This is a genomic window from Martelella sp. HB161492 (assembly GCF_013184775.1).
GTDB lineage: Bacteria > Pseudomonadota > Alphaproteobacteria > Rhizobiales > Rhizobiaceae > Martelella.
The window spans coordinates 166804-187624 of record NZ_JAATVV010000005.1 but is presented as its reverse complement, the minus strand read 5'-3'; the positions used below and the strand labels follow the sequence as shown (position 1 = coordinate 187624).

General features: G+C 60.0%; 18 protein-coding genes. 8 read left to right on the top strand and 10 right to left on the bottom strand.

Features of this window, described 5'->3' with window-relative positions:
* Nucleotides 1-103: 103 nt before the first annotated feature.
* From HCK86_RS10190 to HCK86_RS10175, 4 genes are all read left to right on the top strand, one after another.
* Complete coding sequence (locus HCK86_RS10190) at nucleotides 104-1237, top strand: substrate-binding domain-containing protein (protein WP_176084350.1); 1134 nt, start codon at nucleotides 104-106, stop codon at nucleotides 1235-1237.
* Between the two features lie 185 nt (nucleotides 1238-1422).
* On the top strand, nucleotides 1423-2511 hold the full coding sequence (locus HCK86_RS10185; RefSeq protein ID WP_176084349.1) for an ABC transporter ATP-binding protein: 1089 nt from the start codon (nucleotides 1423-1425) through the stop codon (nucleotides 2509-2511).
* 1 nt (nucleotide 2512) lies between these two features.
* A complete protein-coding gene (locus HCK86_RS10180) occupies nucleotides 2513-3436 on the top strand; it encodes an ABC transporter permease (RefSeq protein ID WP_176084348.1) in 924 nt (307 codons plus the stop codon).
* Nucleotides 3433-4662 (top strand): ABC transporter permease, encoded by a 1230-nt coding sequence (locus HCK86_RS10175; protein WP_176084347.1) that lies wholly within the window; start codon nucleotides 3433-3435, stop codon nucleotides 4660-4662. The genes HCK86_RS10180 and HCK86_RS10175 overlap by 4 nt, the downstream gene beginning before the upstream one ends.
* Before the next feature lie 535 nt (nucleotides 4663-5197).
* Here HCK86_RS10175 and gmd read toward each other — a convergent pair.
* On the bottom strand, nucleotides 5198-6316 hold the full coding sequence (gene gmd / locus HCK86_RS10170) for a GDP-mannose 4,6-dehydratase (protein WP_176084346.1): 1119 nt from the start codon (nucleotides 6314-6316) through the stop codon (nucleotides 5198-5200).
* A 271-nt stretch (nucleotides 6317-6587) separates the two neighbouring features.
* On the opposite strand from gmd, the gene HCK86_RS10165 reads away from it, so the two are divergent.
* Nucleotides 6588-7700, top strand: coding sequence for an NAD(P)-dependent oxidoreductase (locus HCK86_RS10165; protein WP_176084345.1), 1113 nt, complete (start codon nucleotides 6588-6590; stop codon nucleotides 7698-7700).
* Nucleotides 7701-7745: 45 nt separating this feature from the next.
* On the opposite strand, the gene HCK86_RS10160 is transcribed toward HCK86_RS10165, so the two are convergent.
* The 5 genes from HCK86_RS10160 to HCK86_RS10140 form a co-directional block, all read right to left on the bottom strand.
* Complete coding sequence (locus HCK86_RS10160; protein WP_176084344.1) at nucleotides 7746-9266, bottom strand: aldehyde dehydrogenase (NADP(+)); 1521 nt, start codon at nucleotides 9264-9266, stop codon at nucleotides 7746-7748.
* Between the two features lie 76 nt (nucleotides 9267-9342).
* Entirely contained in the window at nucleotides 9343-10338 is a 996-nt protein-coding gene (locus tag HCK86_RS10155) for a 4-hydroxyproline epimerase (RefSeq protein WP_176084343.1), read from the bottom strand.
* 110 nt (nucleotides 10339-10448) lie between these two features.
* Nucleotides 10449-11579, bottom strand: coding sequence for a Xaa-Pro peptidase family protein (locus HCK86_RS10150; protein WP_176084342.1), 1131 nt, complete (start codon nucleotides 11577-11579; stop codon nucleotides 10449-10451).
* A gap of 54 nt (nucleotides 11580-11633) precedes the next feature.
* Complete coding sequence (locus HCK86_RS10145) at nucleotides 11634-12893, bottom strand: FAD-binding oxidoreductase (protein ID WP_176084341.1); 1260 nt, start codon at nucleotides 12891-12893, stop codon at nucleotides 11634-11636.
* Between the two features lie 95 nt (nucleotides 12894-12988).
* Complete coding sequence (locus HCK86_RS10140; protein ID WP_176084340.1) at nucleotides 12989-13702, bottom strand: GntR family transcriptional regulator; 714 nt, start codon at nucleotides 13700-13702, stop codon at nucleotides 12989-12991.
* Between the two features lie 210 nt (nucleotides 13703-13912).
* Between HCK86_RS10140 and HCK86_RS10135 the strand changes: the two genes are divergently transcribed.
* Together HCK86_RS10135 and HCK86_RS10130 are read left to right on the top strand one after the other, a co-directional pair.
* Nucleotides 13913-14890 carry a zinc-binding dehydrogenase gene (locus HCK86_RS10135; RefSeq protein WP_176084339.1) on the top strand — a complete coding sequence of 326 codons (978 nt, stop codon included), beginning with the start codon at nucleotides 13913-13915 and terminating at the stop codon, nucleotides 14888-14890.
* 140 nt (nucleotides 14891-15030) lie between these two features.
* Nucleotides 15031-16008 carry a linear amide C-N hydrolase gene (locus tag HCK86_RS10130; RefSeq protein WP_176084338.1) on the top strand — a complete coding sequence of 326 codons (978 nt, stop codon included), beginning with the start codon at nucleotides 15031-15033 and terminating at the stop codon, nucleotides 16006-16008.
* A 100-nt stretch (nucleotides 16009-16108) separates the two neighbouring features.
* On the opposite strand, the gene HCK86_RS10125 is transcribed toward HCK86_RS10130, so the two are convergent.
* The 3 genes from HCK86_RS10125 to HCK86_RS10115 are packed head-to-tail and all read right to left on the bottom strand — an operon-like array spanning nucleotide 16109 to nucleotide 18451.
* A complete protein-coding gene (locus HCK86_RS10125; protein WP_176084337.1) occupies nucleotides 16109-16804 on the bottom strand; it encodes a pirin-like bicupin family protein in 696 nt (231 codons plus the stop codon).
* Nucleotides 16805-16855: 51 nt separating this feature from the next.
* Nucleotides 16856-17464, bottom strand: a complete 609-nt coding sequence (locus tag HCK86_RS10120; protein WP_176084336.1) for an alpha/beta hydrolase — start codon at nucleotides 17462-17464, stop codon at nucleotides 16856-16858.
* Between the two features lie 54 nt (nucleotides 17465-17518).
* Entirely contained in the window at nucleotides 17519-18451 is a 933-nt protein-coding gene (locus HCK86_RS10115; RefSeq protein WP_176084335.1) for a ring-cleaving dioxygenase, read from the bottom strand.
* A gap of 129 nt (nucleotides 18452-18580) precedes the next feature.
* On the opposite strand from HCK86_RS10115, the gene HCK86_RS10110 reads away from it, so the two are divergent.
* Nucleotides 18581-19480, top strand: coding sequence for a LysR family transcriptional regulator (locus HCK86_RS10110; protein ID WP_176084539.1), 900 nt, complete (start codon nucleotides 18581-18583; stop codon nucleotides 19478-19480).
* 6 nt (nucleotides 19481-19486) lie between these two features.
* On the opposite strand, the gene HCK86_RS10105 is transcribed toward HCK86_RS10110, so the two are convergent.
* Complete coding sequence (locus HCK86_RS10105) at nucleotides 19487-20590, bottom strand: NADH:flavin oxidoreductase/NADH oxidase (RefSeq protein ID WP_176084334.1); 1104 nt, start codon at nucleotides 20588-20590, stop codon at nucleotides 19487-19489.
* Between the last annotated feature and the right edge of the window lie 231 nt (nucleotides 20591-20821).

Sequence of the window (20821 nt, the reverse complement as noted above, 5' to 3'; positions counted from 1 at the left end):
ACGCAGGCGGAAAATGGCATCAAGACCGCGCCTTCGCGGGCACACAGGCAAAGACCGGGCGAGGGTCGCCCGGCATCAGGACACGACATCGAAGGGGAACAGCATGTCGCATTTCATTACCAAGGCACCGATTGCCCGCCGCTCCTTTCTGAAGGGCTCGGCGGCCGTTGGCGCAGGGCTTGCCATGCCGGCCATCATCTCGTCCAAGGCGCTTGCCTCGTCTGGTGAGATCAACATCATGATGTGGTCGGACTATCTGCCGGAAGTCTTCGTCGACGCATTCGAGAGCTCGACCGGGATCAAGATCAATTTCACCGGCATCGGCTCGAATGAAGAACTGCTCAACAAGCTCAAGGCTACCAATGGCGAGGGCTTTGATATTGTCTCGCCAACCAATAATCGCAATCTGCAATGGCAGCCGGCCGAATTGCTTCAGCCTTTCGACATGAACCGGGTTCCGATCGACCATGTTCAGGCGTCGATGGCAATTGGCGAGAAGTACTGGAATTTCGGTGGCTGCTGCTGGATTCCGCACATCTGGGGAACCGAAGGCATTGGCTGGCGCACCGACCTGTTTACACCGGCTGGCGAGTTTCCGAGCTATTACGATGTCTGGGACGATGCCAATGCCGGCAAGACCATGGGTCGCGGCCATTCGATGATCCTCGGCCTTGGCCTGGCGCTGGAACGCATGGGCCAGCTGGAGCCAGGCTCGATGTGGGCGGCTTATGAAACGCCGGAGAAGATGACCGAAGTCTGGACCAAGGTCACCGATATCGCCATCTCCAAGAAGAAGAACATCAAGATCATCTGGAATGACGCCGATACCCAGAAGGCTGGCCTCCTGAACGAGGGCGTGATTGTCGGCCAGACCTGGGACGGACCGCCGCTGGCGCTGAAGACCGATGGTGAGCCGGTGATGTACCGCGCGCCGATCGAAGGCGCGATGGCCTGGATCGACGGCATGGCCATGCCGAAGGGTGCGAAGAATATCGACCAGATCTATGCCTTTATCGAAGCCGCCTACACGCCTGAACTGGCCGGCAAGGCGATTGATTTCCACGGTTACAACTCGCCGGTGATCGGCGCTGCCGATTTTGCCAGCGCCACCTATTCGCAGAACTTCGCCGATGCCTATCCGGGTGATGCTCTGGCCAATCTCAATGCCTGGCCGGCAGAAGCCCCCTGGTATGCCGACATGCGCACGGAATTTACCAATAAATTCATGAGCGCCTGATCTTTCAGACGCCAAGGATGCGCATGGTCGGCAGCCATTTTCACGGTTGCCGGCATCCGGGATCGGAAGCGCCGTTCTTGTCGATTAGGTTGCATGTCTGGATGAAGATCCGGGAGATGCGCGAAGGCGGGGCGTGATGATGCGAGGCGTCACGACCCGCCGACCATGATTTTTCAAGGGTTCTCATGAGCAGCAAAGACGTCGTTCTCGATCACGTGTCGATCCGCTTCGGTTCTTTCACCGCCGTGGACAATGCCAACCTGCAGATATCGGGCGGCGAGTTCTTTTCCTTCCTCGGTCCGTCCGGCTGCGGCAAGACGACTCTGCTCAGATGCATATCGGGTTTTGTCGAGCCGACCGAAGGCCGGGTGATGATCGGAGGCAAGAACATGCGCAATATCGGACCGAACAAACGGCCGACCGCGCTGATCTTTCAGAACCTTGCCCTGTTCCCGCTGATGAGTGTTGCCGACAATATTGCCTTTCCTCTGGAAGTGCGCGGGATCTCGAAGAAGGACCGCCGCAAGCGCGCTGACGAACTGCTCGATATGATCGCCTTGCCGGGGCAGGGCGACAAGAAGGTGCATGAGCTTTCCGGCGGTCAGCGCCAGCGCGTCGCCATTGCCCGCGCACTGGCGGTCGAACCCGATATCCTGCTGCTCGACGAGCCATTGTCGGCGCTGGATCTGAAACTGCGCCAGCACATGCGCAGTGAGCTGCGGGCCATCCAGCAGCGTGTCGGACTGACCTTCATCTATATCACCCATGACCAGGGTGAGGCGCTGACCATGAGTGACCGGGTTGCGGTGATGAATTCCGGCGTCATTGAACAGGTGGCAGCACCCGAGGCCATCTATAACCGGCCGAAGACGGCCTTTGTTGCCTCCTTTGTCGGTGAAACAAATGCCATCGCCGGGAAAATCGCCAGCCAGACCGGCGACATCGCCATGCTGGAAACAAATTTCGGTCTGCTGGCAGGCCGTGCGGCCGGCGGCCGGCGCTACAAACCTGGTGAGGACTGTGTTCTCTTCGTCCGGCCCGAACTGCTGGAACCGGCTGAGCCCGGCGTCAGCGAGAACATGATTTCAGCGAAGATTGCCAAGGAGGAGTTCGAAGGCTCCAATCGCCACCTCTTCCTCCAGGCTGCCGGTACGGAATTGCGTGTCAGCCGGGTCAACGGCCTCGGCCCGTCGCTGAGCCCTGATGGCAATGGCCAGATCCATGTTTCCTTCAACGCGGCGCGCGCAACGGTGCTGCCGGCAGATGGGGTGTGACATGGAGCGGTTCAAAGCGGCCTGGAACGATTTCTCCTCACGCCACGGCCTTGGCGTGGCACTGTTTGTCGGGTTCGGCGTGTTTTTCTGGGTCGTATTCCTGATCTTCCTGCCGCAGCTGGCGATGCTGGACTATTCCTTCTCGCACAATCTGGCGGCCAGCGACGTTGGCGGACCGAAGGATAGTTTCACGCTCGAAAACTACAGCTATTTCCTGACCGGCAATGATGCCGGCCTCAACACGCTCGATATGGGCATTTTGCTGCGCACCATCATCGCTGCGGTCTTCGTCACCATCATGGACGTGGCGATCTGTTATCCGGTGGCCTTTATCCTTGCCCACTCGGCCACCGGCGTTGCCGCGCGGCTGATGGTCGTCGGTCTGATCGTGCCTTACTGGGTCAACGAGATTCTGCGCGCCTTTGCGTTCCGCGTGCTGTTTGGCGCGACCGGGCTCATCAACGGCATCGGCATGACGGCAGGGCTCTGGGACCAGCCGATCGACTTTATCCGTGCTGATGTGGCGCTCTATTCCGGTCTCACCTATGCCTATGTGCTGTTGATGATCTTCCCGATCTACAACGCCGTCGAAGCGCTTGACCGCAACCAGATCGAGGCGGCGCGGGATATGGGGGCGAGCTGGATCAGAGTGCACTGGCGCGTTGTGCTGCCGATTGCCAAGCCCGGTATCGCCTCCGGGGCCACCATGGTCTTCATGCTGACTGCCGGTGCGCTTGCCGCACCGCAGATCCTCGGCGGGCCGTCGAGTCTGTGGTTCACCCAGGTGATCTATCAGTGGTTCAACGAGGCTTCGAACTGGCCGCGCGGCGCTGCCTATGCTGTGATCCTGCTGGGCGTCTGTATCGGCTTTGTCACGCTGATGATGAAGATCTTCAAGGTCTCGGTCGCGGAGATCGGCCGATGAACCGTGGCACTGGCGGCGGCCTATTCGCGACGCTTTATTCGCTTCTCTTTTTCGCTTTCCTGTTCGGGCCGCTGGTGATCATGGTGGTCACGGCGTTCAACTCATCATCCTTTCCGCGCATTGTCCCCTGGGAATGCTTCACCACCAACTGGTTTGATGTGCTGTTTGCCAATGACCGGCTGATGAGCGGGCTTCTGACCAGTGCCGTGATCGGTTTCGGCGTCGTCGTGATCGCCGTGCCGCTCGGCCTCGCCGGTGCGATCGCCCTTTCCGAGGTCAGCCCGCGGCTGCGCTCGACGCTCTATACGGTGCTGATCGTGCCGATCCTGATCCCCGGTGTGGTGCTCGGGATCTCGACCATCGTTTTCTGGGGTGCGCTTGGACGCTTCTTCGGTGCGTCGTATGACTCGTTGTTCTTCAATGGTATTTTCCTGACGCTTGCCGGTCAGGTAACCTTCATCGCGGCCTATGCGATGTTGGTTTTCATTGCCAGACTACAGCGTTTCGATCCGACGCTGACCGAGGCGGCCCTTGATCTCGGCGCGACACCGGGCCAGGCCTTCCGCAAGATCCTGCTGCCCTTTCTCGGGCCGGCGATCGGTTCGGCCGCCTTTCTGACGCTGCTGGCCTCGTTCGAGAACTACAACACCACCGTCTTCACCATCCTGTCCGGCAACACCTTCACCACCGCGCTGGCCTCGAAGGTTCGGCTCGGAACCGACCCTTCGCTCTCGGCGCTGGCCGTGATCATCATTTCGATCACGCTGATCGGTGCGATCGTGCACGAAGCCTATGCGCGGCGGCGCACGCTGATCCTGTCCGGCAAGGCGGAGAAATCCCGCGCCTATGCCAATCCGGTACTGCGCGTTCTCACGCATCCGGCCGGTGTCTTCGCGCTTCTGGCGCTGTTTGCCGGATTGCTGTTCTTCTCCGGCAGCCGCTATGATTCCTCCGTCTGCGAGCAGAAGGTCATCGATGACAAGCGTGCCCGGCAGCAGCAGCTGATGGAAGAACAGCGCGCCCGCACCAAAGCACTCGAACAGCAGCGCGTGAACGAGCAGGCTGCACCTGCAGCCGGCGGCAGCGGCTCTGCTTTCGGCGGTGCTTTCAGTTCAGGCGCACTGGTACCCGATGCGGACAAAACCGCCCCTGCGGCCCCCGCCAGTCCGTCACCCTTCGGCGGCGCCTTCAGCCCAGGGACCCTGGCGCCCGCCAAACCGGAGTGACGCAGCTTGGGGAAAACTGAATGATGGAAGCTCTTCTTGGTCGCTGCCATTGCGAACGGAGCGCGGTTCGTTGGCTCAACTTCAGCCAATATCGTGTGTGCCGTCGCTCACTGGTACAGCTGAGTGCACCTTTCTAGACGATGTCCTGCAGACTAAAGTAGGCCTTGGGCATCTTCTCGGCTAAGATCTCCGATGAAAAAAATGCTTCGAAGTTGACTATCGGCCGGTCGAGATACCCGGAATCGATCCGCCGCTTGTCTGTATGCCGCGAATGGCTTCCAGACAAGCTGACACGGGGCAGAAGTATCCGATTTTGCCAGGGGGCTATCCGGAGATGATCAGGTGAGGTCCGAAATGATTGTCAGGATGACAGCCCGGAAGCGGAAAATCGGGTCCCTTTGCCCTACCTCGGTTCCTTGACCCGGATGACTGTCTGAGTGCAGATCATCGATCTTTGGGTAAGGCGCTGAAGCGAGCTGGTGGATCGCAAGAGGAACGTTTGGCGCGTTTCACTCGAGTATCCTGCGAGAGAGAGTTAACTCTCGAGACTTACCGGCACCTCGAGTCCATGCTCTTTCAGCAGTGCGAAGCGACGAGCAGCCTTGTGGTCATTACTCACCATTTCCGCACACATTTCTCGAGCCGTGATTTCCGGTACCCAGCCAAGTTTTTCCTTGGCCTTGGAGGGATCGCCAAGAAGAGTATCAACTTCAGCGGGACGGAAATAGCGCGGATCGATACGCACGACAATGTCGCCAACCTTCACATTCGGTGCCATGTCGCCGGCCACAGCGGCAACAGTAGCGATTTCGTCGACGCCATGACCAGAGAACTTCAGCTCAATACCAAGATCTTTCGCTGCCCAGGTGATGAATTCTCGGACCGAATATTGTTTTCCAGTTGCTATCACGAAGTCAGCCGGTTGCTCCTGCTGCAACATCATCCACTGCATGCGCACATAGTCTTTGGCATGTCCCCAGTCACGAAGGCTGTCGATATTGCCCATATAGAGACAAGTCTCCAAGCCCAGCGCAATATTGGCCAAACCGCGGGTGATCTTGCGCGTGACGAAAGTTTCACCGCGCCGCGGACTCTCGTGATTAAACAGGATGCCGTTACAGGCATACATACCGTAAGATTCGCGATAGTTTACCGTTATCCAGTAGGCATAGAGTTTTGCTGCCGCGTATGGGGATCGCGGGTAAAATGGCGTCGTCTCGCGTTGCGGACTCTCCTGCACGCGACCATAAAGCTCTGATGTCGATGCCTGATAGAAACGGGTCTTCTTTTCAAGCCCTAGAAAGCGTATCGCCTCGAGGAGCCGAAGCGTTCCAATTGCGTCAACATCGGCGGTGTATTCCGGCGCCTCAAAGGAGACTGCCACATGTGACTGTGCACCTAAATTATAGACCTCATCAGGTTGAATGTCGCTGATTAGTCTCGTGAGGTTAGATGTATCTGAAAGGTCGCCGTAATGCAGTTTCATCCTTGCTGAGCCGCTATGAGGGTCCTCATAAAGATGGTCAATACGCTGTGTATTGAAAAGCGAGGCACGGCGCTTGATGCCATGCACTTCATACCCCTTGTCCAACAGGAACTCGGTAAGATAGGAACCATCCTGCCCAGTTATGCCAGTAATGAGCGCCTTTTTCATAAACATTCCTCAGCGTCTGATTCGAGATTATCAGGAGTATTATCTGCTGGTTATCCTTGACGGAAGTCCTGTCATTGATTCAGAGCTTTTGGTCCAATTTTCAAGAATTCAACAATGCAGACTGATATCGCACCCGCGCAATGTCGTGGTGCTGACGCCCTTCAGTTGGGAAACGATCGAGCTGCGCGTCGAATGGCCGAGCTGATGTCAAATCTTTCGCTTTTAAAATGAGCTATTGCTGTGCCAGAACGGAGCGATACAGGAGTGCCTCATGACTGACATTACGCTTGACTGGGCTTCACGGCACATGCCGCGCGTTGCCCGCGCCATCGCCAATCTACCCGATCTCTCCGCGATCCGGCTTTCCATGAGCATGCATCTCGACATGAAGATGCTGCCGCTGGTCTATGGGCTCTGCCGGCGTGGGGCCAGCCTTTACATCACGACCTGCAACCCGGCCACGGTGCGCGATGATGTCGTCGCTCACATGCGCGCCTCCGGCGCAAATGTTGCGGCATGGAAGGACATGCCGGCCGAGGCCTGGTCGGATGCGATCGCAGGCGGTATCGCATTCGGCCCGACCCACCTGTCAGAGATGGGGGCAGATTACACCCATTACCTGATGGAGACCGGTACGGCGCTTCCCGATGTCAGATGCGGACTTGAGGCGACGGGATCCGGCATCAACCGGCTGAAGGGCAAGCTGCCGCCCTGGCCTATTTTCAACTGGGATGATGTGCCGGTGAAGGAGGGGCTTCACAACCGCCACATGGTTGGTCTGACAACCTGGAACGCGTTTTTTAGCCGCACACTTCTGAGCCTGCATGAAAAGAATGTTCTGGTGGTTGGCTACGGTTCTGTGGGGCAGGGGCTGGCGGCGTCAGCGCGCGCATTCGGCGGCACGGTGATGGTCGCCGAGATCGATCCGGGCAGGCTCTTGCAGGCGCGCTATGATGGCTGGCAGACGGGTTCGGTGGCAGAATTGGCGCCGCGCGCCGATGTCATTGTCACCGGTACCGGCGGCCATCATGTTCTGCCCTTCAGCGTTATCGAGAGGCTGCGCGATGGCTGTTTCCTGCTCAATTCCGGCCATCGCATCGATGAAATAGAGCTTGAACCGCTTCTGGCACTGCCCTGCGAAGCACCGGTGCCCTATGTCACCAGTCACCGCCTTGCTTCCGGCAGGACGGTGCATCTGCTGGCAAATGGTGCCATGGCCAATCTCACCGCCGGTGAGGGCGACAGCCTCAATTCCTTCGATATCACGCTTGCGGTGATGGCAGAGGGCATCGGCCATATTGTCCGTGATGGCGAAGTGGCGAAGGCGGGCGTCCACCTTCTGCCCGATCCGATCTGGGGCCGGGCCTGCGCTGATTTTGGATGACGATGGAGCCCGGCATGCCGGGCTCTTGATCCGTGCCGTTGAGGTTCAGGCGAGCACGGCGGGCAGTAATTCTGCCGGCATGTCCTGATAGCATACGGGCCGGAGGAACCGGTCGATCGCGAGTGTTCCAACCGAGGTCGTGCGCACATCGGAGGTCGACGGGTAGGGGCCGCCATGAACCATGGCTGGTGATACTTCAACACCGGTGCCAAACCCATTGACCAGAAGCCGCCCGGCAATGGCTTCGAGTTTTGGCATCAGCGTTTTGGCGGCCGGATAGTCGTCGGCGTCAATGTGAAGGGCAGCCGTCAACTGTCCTTCTGTCCCTTCCAGCACTGCTGCGAGCTCTGCCATGTCATCGCAGGCGACGATCAGCCCCGCAGCACCGAAGACCTCGTCCTGCAGATGCGGCTCGGACAGATAGGCTTTCGCATCGGTTTCAAAGAGAGCGGCTCTGCCCTGCTGCGGTGAACCGGAAAGCCCTTCGGCCAGCTGGGTGACGCCGGGATGCGCCTGAAGCTTCGTCACTCCCTCGCGATAGGCGTTGCAGATTCCGGGCGTCAGCATGGTCTGGGCTGCAATCGCGCTCAGCGCCGTTGCCGCTGCGGTCTTGAAGGCATCAAGGCCTTCGCTCCTGATGGCGAGGATCAGGCCGGGATTGGTGCAGAACTGGCCGGCGCCAAGCGTCAGCGATCCGGCAAATGCCTTGCCGATCGCCTCGCCGCGCGTTGCAAGGGCTGCGGGGAACAGAAGCACCGGGTTGATGGCGCTCATTTCCGCATAGACCGGGATCGGCACTTTGCGCTCGGAGGCGATCTTCATCAGGGCCATGCCGCCGCGCCGCGAGCCGGTAAAGCCGACAGCCTTGATGCGTGGATCGGCGACCAGAGCGGCCCCGATCTCGTAGCCGGCATCATGCAGCATGGAGAAGGTCCCTTCCGGCATGGCGCAATCGGCAACCGCCTTCTGAAGCGCCAGGCCGATGAGTTCAGACGTGCCGGGATGGGCCGGATGCGCCTTGACGATGACCGGGCAACCCGCTGCCAGTGCCGAGGCGGTGTCACCACCGGCAACGGAGAAGGCAAGCGGGAAATTGGAAGCACCGAAGACGGCGACAGGGCCGATCGCCATTTTGCGAAGCCGCAGATCCGGCTTTGGCGGTGTGCGGGCCGGATCAGCGGCATCAAAACGCAGGTCCAGATATTTGCCGTCCCGTAGAACGGAGGCGAACAGGCGCAGTTGGCCGACGGTGCGCATGCGCTCGCCTTCAAGGCGTCCGCGCGGCAGGCCGCTTTCCGCCATGGCCCGGGTGATCAGCGCGTCGCCGATGGCAAGAATGTTTTCGCCGACCCTTTCAAGAAACTGTGCGCGCTCTTCTGCGGCGGTCTCGCAATAAAGCGGGAAGGCGGCAGCGGCAAGGGCTGCGGCATCGTTGAGGTCTTTCAGCGATGCGCCGCCAAACGTCTCCGGCAGAGCCATGCCGGTCGCAGCCTCGATCGCGGTGAGCGTGCCGTTTTCTCCGGTTCTCGTTTCAGCGCCGATCAGCAGTTTTCCGGTAAGCGTCATGATTTCCTCGTTCATTTTAATGTAAGGTGATACTGCCGGCCGGGCAAATGTGGGGGTGTCCGGCCGGCGGGCAGGGTCATTTGACCTGGAAACCCTGCCAGAATGTGTCTTCTCGGTCGATCCAGATGGTATTGAAGCCGGTGGAAACGGCAGACCCCTCAATGGAGGGGATAATGGCGGCGGTCCCGTTCAGCGACGTCGCCTTTTCGACCCGGCCGATGAATTTGCTGCCGATATAGCTTTCATGGACGAAAGTATCGCCGGGCTTCAGCACCCCCTTGGCCGTCAGATGGGCCAGGCGTGCCGATGTACCGGTGCCACAGGGCGAGCGGTCGATGGCGCGTTCGCCGTAGAAGACGGCATTGCGGCCGTCACCACCATGTTTCGGCCTGTCGGTCCACATCACGTGGGACACGCCGGCAATGGTCGGATCGAGCGGATGGACGGGGTTGACCTTTTCGCGCATGGCGATGCGGACCCGGGATGAAAGTTCGACGATCCGCGATGCACCGAGATCATCAAGGCCAGTGTAATTGCCCTGCGGCTCGATGATGGCGTAGTAATTGCCGCCATAGGACACATCGACGGTGAGCGGACCGATGCCGTCAATGTCGATCTCGATGCCGCTGGCGGCGAGATAGGCCGGCACATTGGTGATCTTCACCGATGTGACCTTGTTGCCGTCTGCCTTGTAATCGATGTCGATGATGCCCGCCGGCACTTCGAGCTTCAGTTTGCCGGGCGTGCGCGGTGTGATGAGCCCGTTTTCAAGACCGAAGGTGACAAGACCGATGGTGCCATGGCCACACATCGGCAGGCAGCCCGAGGTCTCGATGAACAGAATGCCGGCATCGGTATCCGGCAGCGTCGGCGGAAACAGGAACCCCCCTGACATCATGTCATGGCCGCGCGGCTCGTAGCAGAGCCCGGTGCGGATCCAGTCGAAGCGGGCGAGAAAATCCTGCCGGCGCTCTGACATGTTGGCGCCGGAAAGAAGCGGCGCACCGCCAGCCACAAGACGGACCGGATTGCCGGCCGTGTGGCCGTCGATGCAGAAAAATGTATTGCGCATGGGTGTGTCCAAAACCTCGGGCCCGTCATCACGGGCGAAATCCAGGGCGGGTCATTCACCAGACCCGGCCCAAAAGACGTATGCAACTTGTCGACAGAATACAAGCCCCTTTATGAAAAGGGTTCGGTTGGGCTCTTTGCTGGTGTGGTAAACCATTCTGCGCCAGTTTCGGTAATCCGGATAAAGTCTTCCAGCCGGACACCGAACTGGCCGGGAACGACGATCATCGGCTCGTCGGAAAAGACATTGCCCGGCGCCAGCGGCACCTTGTTGCCACGCACGATATAGGGTGCTTCGTGAATATCGAGGCCGAGACCGTGACCGGCTCGGTGCGGCAATCCCGGCAGATGATAATCGGGGCCGAGACCGTGCGCGATCATCACCTTGCGGGCGACCTCGTCCAGCGTATCGGGTAGTACGCCCGGCGCTGCCGCGTCGAACACCGCCTGTTCCGCCTCGCGCTCGATGGCCCAGATCCTGGCGAATTCTTTCGTCGGTTCCGCCTTCACATAGGTCCGCGTCAGATCGGATTGATAGCCCATGACCTGCGTTCCGGTATCGATCAGGATCACGTCACCTTCGGCATAGGTCTGGTCGCCATCGGCGCCGTGGGGCAGAGAGCTTGCCGTGCCAAAGGAGGCGATGGCGAAAGTATTGCCGGCGCCGCAGAGCTCACGATGGGTTCTGTCAATGAAGGAAACGACGTCGGAGGCACGGATGCCCGGTTCGATCAGCTTGTGAACGCGCTTCTGCACTTCCAGTGTGACATTCATCGCATATTGAATGATGGCAATCTCGTCGGCGGATTTCGCGGCGCGGATCGCTGAAATCATGGCGCTGCCATCGGCAAGCCGTGCCGGGCCCATCGCTGCCGCCAGCGGGTAATAGACAAAGAGCGGCAGATCGGGATCAAGCGCCAGCGTGCCGCTGGCTCCGAACAGGCGGGCGATCAGCGCAGCCGGGCTTTCTTCCTCTTCCCAGATCGCGATGTCCGCGTCGACGCGGGGCAGGGTCTCGACCCGCGATTTCTCGAAGCCGGGCACGATATAGGTCAGCCGGTCGGCGGTGACGAGGGCACCGACGAGGCGCTCGCTCTGATGCCATTCCAGCCCTGTGAAATAGCGAAGACTGGATGTCGAACCCAAGAGCACGCCGGAGCAGGGACTTTTGTCGAGGCTTTCGCGCAGGCGTGCAAGATGCGCCTTGTGGTCAATGGTGACGGCGGGCAGTGCAAAACCCATGATGGCGTCCTTCTTCTCTCATCCGATTGTCGGTTATGCGGTCCGGGTTCTGGCTCAGAAAATCCGGAATCGGTCGAAACGCAGATTGGCAATGTCAATTTCAGGCGTGCGGGCGGCAGCCAGCGCGGCAACCAGCCGACCGGTGGCGGCGGCCTGTGTCAGCCCCAGATGGCCGTGGCCGAAGGCGTAGATGACAGCGGGCGCCTTCTTCGAACGGTCGATCACCGGCAGGTAATCCGGCATGGATGGCCGGAAGCCCATCCATTCGACACCACCCTCTGTCTTCAGATCCGGCAGGAAGCGGGTGGCAAGCTTCAGCAACGCCTTGGAGCGGGCAAAGTTTGCGGGAAGGTCAAGACCACCGAACTCAACCGCGCCACCGACACGGATGCCGGCGGAAAGTGGCGTGACGACGAAGGAGTGATCGTTGAAATAGAGCTGCCGACTGAGGGCGAAATCCTGCAGCGGCAGGGTCGTGTTATAGCCGCGCTCGGTGTCGAGCGGAACGGCTTCGCCAAGGCTTGCAGCCAGATGGTTCGACCAGGCACCGGCCGCCACCACGGCATTGGCGGCGGCGATGGTGGTGCCGTCCTCCATCAGGATATCGACACCGTTTTCGCGAGGGGCGAGGGCCTTGGCCGTTGCACGCAGGAATGTGGCGCCTCTTGCCTGGCATAGCGCTACGACGGCGCGGGTGAAATCGCCCGGATCGGCAATCTGCATGCCGCCTTCCGACCAGATCGCATGTCTGAAACGGGAATCGAGGCCCGGCTGCAGGGTCTCGATTTCGGCACGGCCAACCCGTTTGAAGCTAAAACCGGCGGTCTTCTTGCGGGCCCAGTCGGGAGCGGCAGCATTGAAGCTTTTTTCGCTGTCATAGAGATCCAGCGTGCCGGAATTGATGAAGAAGGGTGAGAGCGCCTCTTCAGTGCTGACGGCTTCATAGGCCAGCATGGAAAGCTTCATCAGCGCCGTCTGGGTGACAATGCCGCGCTCGTAATTTTTGCGGAAGCTCGCCTTCCAGAAATGCCAGAACCACGGTACCAGCTTCGGCGCATAGGGCCAGCGGATCGACAGCGGGCCGAGCGGGTCGATCAGCCAGGCGGGTGCCTTCCAGGTAACGCCGGGCGCGGCGATCGGTGTGATTTCCGGAAAGGCGAGGATGCCTGCGTTGCCCTGACTGGCACCGGCGGCGACGCTTTCCTTATCCAGGATCGTGACGCTGCGACCATCTCTGATGAGTTGCAATGCGCTCAGCGCACCGATGATTCCGCCGCCAATGACGACACAATCAAGCTGTTGTTTTTCTGACATTGTCTTGTTCCCCGGAGGCGCGGTCCGGCGGGCCACGCAAGGTGCTATTTTATTCTGTCATGCGATCATTGCCGATTTTCGGTCGGAACGATGCGTTAGCCGAGTTTCAGCCCGCGGGCCTGACCGGTATCGCGGGCGAGATATTCCTGAATCTGACGGACGATCTGGTCGGCATGGGCAATTGCCAGCCGGTCGGCCTCTTCAATTTCGCCATTTTCGATCACTGCGATCATCGCCTCGTGCTCGTCGACATATTGGCGCGGCAGACGATCATCAAAGGTCTGGTAGTAGAGCCTGAGAATGCGGCGGCCTTCATCGAGAAGCCGGGCGAAAAAAGCGGTGTAATAAGGATTGCCGGCACATTCGGCCGTGGCGACGTGGAATTCGCGATTGGCCTCGATCATGGCAAAGGCGTCCTGCGCCTCGACGGCGGCGATGAAATCATTCTGGCAGGCGCGCATCTTTTCCATGGCTGGCTTGTCGCGCTTGGTCGCCGCGCCGCGCATGGAGAGACGATACATCAGCGTCAGAGCATCGAAATAGGGGGGCAGATCGGCAAAATTGATCGCCGAGACAATGGTGTTGCGGTTGGGCAGCGTCGTCACCAGACCTTCGCCTGCAAGACGCAGCAGCGCTTCGCGAACCGGCGTGCGCGACATGCCGAAGCGATCGGACAGGCGGACTTCATCCAGCGGTGAACTCGGCGCAAGTTTCATCGACAGAATCTCATGGCGCAGTGCCTCGTAGACTTTCTGTGTCCCTGAACCGCGCGTCTTGACCTTCTCGATTGGATGTTCTTCTGCCGTCATCTGGGTTCCTGCGCTCCGTCTTGCCTGTTTCTTCATAAAATTCTGAACACAAATTGTCGACAAAAATCGACATTGATCTTTCATGTCAAAATCCGGCAAGACGCGGTTTGATACGGCGCAAGTGCCGGCTTAAATACGGGACAACCGGTGTTGGTATGATGCCGCTGGGCAAAACCACTCTGTGTCGTCAACCCAAAGGAGCACGAGACGATGAAGGCTGCAATCCACGATATTTTTGGCGATCCGGCCGAAGTCCTGAAACCCGGTACGGTGGCACGCCCTGAGGCCGGTGCTGGCGAGGTGTTGCTGAAGGTGCTGCTGTCTCCGATCCACAATCACGATCTGTGGACCGTGCGCGGCAGCTACGGCGTCAAGCCTGCCTTGCCGGCCATCGGCGGCTCGGAAGCCGTCGGCATCATTGAGGCCGTCGGCGCGGGCGTGGATTCCGGGCTGATCGGCAAGCGCGTCGCCGCCGCCGGGCTTGCCGGCAGCTGGGCGGATTATGTCACCACATCGGCTGGCTCGATTATTCCCCTGCCGGATGCCGTGTCCGATGAAATCGGCGCGCAGCTGGTTGCCATGCCCTTCAGCGCGATCACGCTTCTTGACTTCGTTGATGTCGCGCCGGGCGATTGTGTGGTGCAGACGGCGGCCAACGGCGCGGTTGGCAAGGTGTTTGCCGCGCTTGCAAAGGCGCGGGGCGTCAGGACCGTCAATCTTGTCCGCCGCAAGGAGGCTGTGGCCGAGCTGGAAGCGCTCGGAATGGAGAATATCATCGCCACCGATCTGCCGGGCTGGCAGGAAAAGGCGCTGGCGCTGGTAGGCGAAAAGGGCGCGAAGGCCGCCGTTGATTCCGTCGGCGGCGAAATGGCACTGGCGCTTTGCGATCTCATCGGCGATGACGGGCTGCTGGTCACCTTCGGCACGGCCACCGGCGCGCCGCTGGCACTCAGCTCTGGCACGCTCATCTTCAAGCAGCTGACGGTGAAAGGGTTCTGGGGCAAAAAGGTCAGCGACGAGATGGCGCCGGAAAAAAAGGTTGCGCTGTTCGGTGAATTGCTGCGCCTTGCTGTCGCTGATGCTCTGCCGCTGCCAGTCGGCGGTATTTTTCCGCTTGATGCCGTCGCAGATGCTGCAAAGGCAGCACTTGTGCCCGGTCGCCCCGGCAAGATCCTGCTGCAGCCTTAGCCGAGGCCGCGCCCATTCGGACCTATGGCGACGGCGCGTCAAATCGCGCCTGACGGGAGCCGCGCTTTTGGCTTCCGTCAGGCGGGTAAACTGTATAGCGTCAGCATGAAACGACGAAGCGATTTGGGGAGGCGGAGCGCATGTGCACGCGGATATTCTATGAGACTGGCAATGGCGCCTATATCACCGGCCGCAACATGGACTGGAGCGATGTCCATATGCAGACGGATTTCTGGGTTTTCCCACGCGGTCTGAAGCGGGATGGCGGGCTTGGTGAGGCCTCCGTGGAATGGACCTCACGCTATGGTTCGGCGATTGTCAGCATCTATAATCTGGCAACGTCCGACGGCCTCAATGAGGCGGGACTTGCCGGCAATATGCTCTATCTCGCCGAGTCGGATTTCGGCGATCCTGCTACGCGCAACAAGCCGCTCATTTCTGCGGGTGCCTGGCTGCAATATATGCTCGACAACTTCGCGACGGTCGAAGAGGCCGTTGCAGCAATGGCGGATGATCCGCTGACGGTTGTCAGTGCGGATGCGCCGAATGGCAAGCCCGCAACGGTGCACCTGGCGCTGTCCGATGCATCCGGCGATTCGGCGATCCTCGAATTCGTCGGCGGCAGGCTGACGATCCATCACGGCCGTGACTTCAAGGTCATGACCAATTCGCCGGTCTATGACCAGCAACTGGCGATCAACAGCTATTGGGATCTGGTCGGCGGCAAGAACTTCCTGCCCGGAACCATCGCTGCGGCCGACCGTTTCGCGCGTGCCAGCTATAATCTGAAATCGACGCCGCAATTTGCCGATCAGCGGGCAGCCCTTGCATCCGTCTTTTCGCAGATGCGCGCTGTCAGCACGCCGCTCGGAATGGCCGATCCGGAAAAGCCCAATATTGCCTCGACGCTGTGGCGTACGGTGATCGACCATGAGACGCGCCGCTATTTCTTCGATTCGGTGATCAATCCTTCGGTTTTCTGGATCACGCTTGATGATTTCGACCTTGAAGCCGGTGCGCCTGCCATGAAGCTTGGCCTTGGCGATCCAGCCACGCCGGGCGGCGATGTTGCCGGGCTGTTTCAGGCGCGTGAGCCGTTCACCTTTCTGGTGCCATGAGCCGACACGTCAACGCACCGGCCCGAAAATCGAAACTAATGTTCGGGCCGGTGCGTGAGAGCGTTCCCGGAGATCGTGGAAACGCTCAAGCCTTGGGAGGCTATTGCTTGAGGTCGAAGAGCAGTGCCTTGCCGCCGGTGACCCAGTCTATCGGTCCGATGTCTTCCGTACCGATCTGAAGTCCGGTTCCCGGATTGAGCCGTTCGCCCTCCAATGTCGCCAGCCCTTCGACAATCTGCACGAAGCGCCGGCGTCCGGGCTTCGGTGTGACGGTCAGACGATCGCCCTCCTGCGGTGCGGCGATCGAAATCGCAGTGTCCGAGATCAGTTTCAGCATGTCTTTACCGCCGTCCCGGCTGGCGAAAAGCGACCAGTCGCGCGTCTCTTCCGGCAATGCGATCTGCTGATAGGTCGGCGCACCGCCGAATTCTTCCGGAATGATCCAGATCTGCAGGAAATGGGCTGTCTCATCGTCAGAGGCATTCATTTCCTCGTGACGGATGCCCGAGCCGGCTGACATCAGCTGTGCCTCGCCCGGTCTGATCACCGTGACATTGCCGATCGTGTCCTTGTGGCGCAGCGCGCCCGACAGCGGCAAGGTCAGAATGTCCATATTGTCATGGCCATGGGCGGAAAAACCGGAGCCGGGAATGATCCGGTCCTCGTTGATGACGCGCAGGGCGCCGTAGCCCATGCGGGTCGGATCGGCAAAACCGCCAAAGGAAAAGGTATGAAAACTATCGAGCCAGCCCTGACGGGTATGGCCTCGATGCATGCTGTCATGAATGAGTACCATTGTCTGTCTCCTGCACCCGCCCCGTTACGGGGTGGGTCAATTGAGGGGTGATCAGGCCTTCAGAAAGGTTGCGACTGCCGTGATCTCCTGGGGTCTGATCTCATGACCGCCATCATGAATGCTGCTGGTGACGATCGCGCCCTGATGATCGAGAAAGGCCGTCAGCCGCTCCGTCAGCGGCAGCGGGCAGATCGGATCGCGCCGTCCCGCCGTCACCAGGACTTTCGTATTCGCCATGCCGGAATTCTTCTCCGGTTCGAAAGGGATCAGCGGATGCAGCAATGCTGCGCGGTCGAAAAGACCCGGATGTTTGAACAGCACGGCGGCGAGGATATTGGCGCCGTTGGAATAGCCAATGCCATAGACCGGCCGGCCTTCATTCGCAGCCCGGTGGAGGGCGATGAACCGCGCCATCTTTTCGGTGCGGCGGTTGAGGTCGTCCATGTCATAGACGCCTTCGCCGGTGCGTCGGAAAAAACGGGCAGCGCCGAATTCCAAGACATCGCCACGCGGCGATATGATCGCCGCGTCCGGCAGGATTTCGCCGACAAGGCCGGAAAACTGCATCTCGTTGCCGCCCGTGCCATGAAAGGTGAAGACGAGCGGCGCGTCGCGGTTTGTTGCCGGCTTTTCATAGGTCTCATAGGTCTCATCAAGCATTTTCGTCTCCTTCAGCCGGAAGGCGGGGTTTCCCCCGTCTTCCACGGCGTTTTGTCAGTCGGCGATCGGGGTCAGGATCTCCTCGATCTTGGCGCGATAGGCCTCGTACTGGCCTGGCAGCTTCAGGGCTTCGCCGAGATGAGCAGTATCCTCATCATGATCGAAACCGGGCTCGTTGGTGGCGATTTCGAAGAGCACGCCACCCGGCGTGCGGAAATAGATTGCCCAGAAATAGTTGCGGTCGATCACCGGCGTGACCTGATAGCCGGTATCCATCAGTGCCTTGCGGACTTCGAGCTGGGCAGCGCGGTCTTCGACGGCGAATGCAATGTGATGGACCGATCCGGCGCCCTGACGGGCACGCTCAGCAGACGGCAGTGCCTGCAGGTCGATGACGTCGGCGCCGTTGCCGCCGGGAATGGCGAAACGGGTCCAGTCATCCTTCTGATCGATCTTCTCATAACCCATGAAGCCAAGCAGTTCAGCGGTCGCGCCGTCATCCTTCAGCCGCATGGTGGCACCATGAAAGCCGCGAATGGCCTCTGCCGCGCCGATGTCGCTCTTCAGCCAGCCTTCGCGATGGTCATTGTCGACCTCGACCAGAGCAAAGCCGTCCCTGTCGGGTCCGGCGATCCGCAGACGCTTTTCACCGAACACCTCTTCCTCTCCAAGAATGGCGACGCCGCTCTTTTCAAAACGCGCGCGCCAGAAGGGGATCGAGCCCTTCGGAATGGCAAACAGCGTTTCTCCGACCTCACCCGTACCAGGCTTGCCGGCGGCGATATGCGGGAAGGGGAAATAGGTCATCACCGAGCCGGGCGTACCGACCTCGTCGCCGTAATAAAGATGGTATACATCAGGCGCATCGAAATTGACTGTTTTCTTGACACGGCGAAGGCCGAGCGCGCGGGTGAAGAAGTCATTGTTTTCCTGAGCATCTTTCGCCATGGAGGTGATGTGATGCAGGCCCTTGATCTCTTTAAGCATGTTCCTGTCCTTATCTCTTGCCGGGGCGTTTGCCGCCGCGTTGTTGGTGGCAAGATGGGGCTGAGGGAGCAGAAAGAGAATGGTAATAAAGTAGAGAATATTATTGCAAAAAAGGCAATAATGACCGTCATGAAAGATCTGAACGATATTCGCGTTTTTCTCGCTGTCGCAGCACACGGCGCTTTTGCTGCCGCCGCGCGCGAGCTTTCCATGACCGCGCCGAGCGTGACGCGGGCGGTGTCCGCGCTTGAGGGGCGGCTCGGGGTGCAATTGTTCCTGCGGACGACGCGGTCGGTCTCGCTTACGTCGGCCGGGGCCGTCTATGCGGCGCGGATGCGGCCGCTGGTGGATGCCATGGATGCGGCAGCCGAGGCGGTGCGGGCGGAAGCGGAGGCCGTCGCGGGTCTGATCCGGCTCAACGGTCCGCTCTCCTTCGGCCAGCGGATCCTGCCCGATGTGGTTTCGGGTTTTCGGGCTGAAAATCCGGCGATCACGGTTTCGGTCGCGCTGACCGACAGCTTTGTCGACATCATGACCGCACCTTTCGATCTGGCCATCCGCATTTCCGGTCCGCCCGACGACAAGTCGTCGATCTGGCGCAAGATCTGCCCGGTACGCCGCGTACTCGTGGCTTCCCCGGGCTTCATCGCCACCAATGGCCGTCCGCAAACGCCGGAAGAGCTGGACCAGATGCCATGTCTCGCCTTTGATGCCGATGCGGTCTCCGAGACCTGGGATCTCGCCAGCGCCGGGCGAAAGCGAAAGGTCCGCGCCGGCCATTTCATTGCCAGCAATAATGGCGATCTCATTGCCGCGCTGGCTGAAAATGGCGCCGGCATCGCCCTGCTGCCGCTCTTCATCGTCGAAGAGGCGTTGCAGGCCGGGCGGCTGATGCAGATCCTGGAAGACTGGCTGCCGCCTGAGCTGTGGCTGACCCTTTATTATCCGTCTTATGAGCGCCTGCCGATGCGAGTCGCCCGCTTTTCGGATTTCTTCGAAAGCTATGTGACGCGCATCAGGCCGCTTTGATGGCGCTCAGCCTCTGGTGAACAGGTGAGCGTACTGGCGCGGCTGGCAGCGCAGGTACTGACCGGAAACGGTGATGGTTTCGCCGAAATGCGCGGCTGCATGCCAAGGCCAGCGCGGATCATAAAGGATCGCGCGGGCGATGGCGATCATGTCGGCATCGCCGTTCTGCAGGATGGTTTCGGCCTGTGCAAATTCGGTGATGAGGCCGACAGCAATGACGGGAATGGAAACCGCATCGCGCACAGTCCGGGCAAAGGGAACCTGATAGCCGGGACCGATCGTGATCTTCTGCGCCGGGGACAGTCCACCGCTCGATATATGGATCGCTGACGCCCCCGCCGCTTCAAGCGTCCTGGAAAAGGCGACGGTGTCGTCGAGCGACCAGCCGCCATCAACCCAGTCGGTGGCGGAAAGACGCATGGTGACGGGACGTTCGGCCGGAAAGGCGTCACGCACGGCATGAAAAACCTCCAGCGGAAATCGCATCCGGTTTTCAGGCGTGCCGCCATAATCGTCGCTGCGCTGATTGGTCAGCGGGGAGAGGAACTGGTGCAGAAGATAGCCATGGGCGCCATGAAGCTGGATGGCATCAATGCCAAGCCGGGCCGCGCGCCGGGCCGCTGCGGCAAAGGCGTGCCGGATGCGGGCAAGATCATTCCTGTCGAGCGCATGCGGCGCCTCGTAATTCTGCTGATAGGCCAGCGGCGAGGGCGCGACCGTTGGCCAGCCATGGGTCGCCGCGCTGGCGATCTGGCCGCCGCCATCCCATGGCCTGGCGCTCGAAGCCTTGCGGCCCGCATGGGAAAGCTGGATGGCGACCGGCATGTCGGACCAGCGCCGCAGCGCCCGCAGGACCTTGTCCATCGCTGCCTCTGTGGCGTCGTCATAGAGACCGACATCGGCGTAGGAAATCCGCCCTTCCGGCAGGACCGCTGTCGCCTCAATGGTCAGAATTCCGGCGCCGGACTGGGCAAGATTGCCATAATGCATCATGTGCCAGTCCGTCATCCGACCGTCTTCGGCGGAATACTGGCACATCGGTGCAATAACGATCCTGTTTTTCAACGGACAAGTCCCGAGTGCGATCGGTGAGAAAAGCCTGGCTGACATGAGAAGGGCTCCGGAATTTTGGCAAGATTCTTGATAAGGACAGTTCACGATTTTCCGCAAGAGCGGTCAATTGCTTGCAGAAGATGTCTGGATTTCTGCTAAGGTGCGGCATTGTCGCGTCGACTTAAGTGCAGACTTTCTGGCATGCATGCGTTGATAAATGTAAAGAGGTCGCTTTTCTGTGGCGACTTTTTACGAAAGTTGCGCCTTGTGTCAGCCTGACGGTCATTT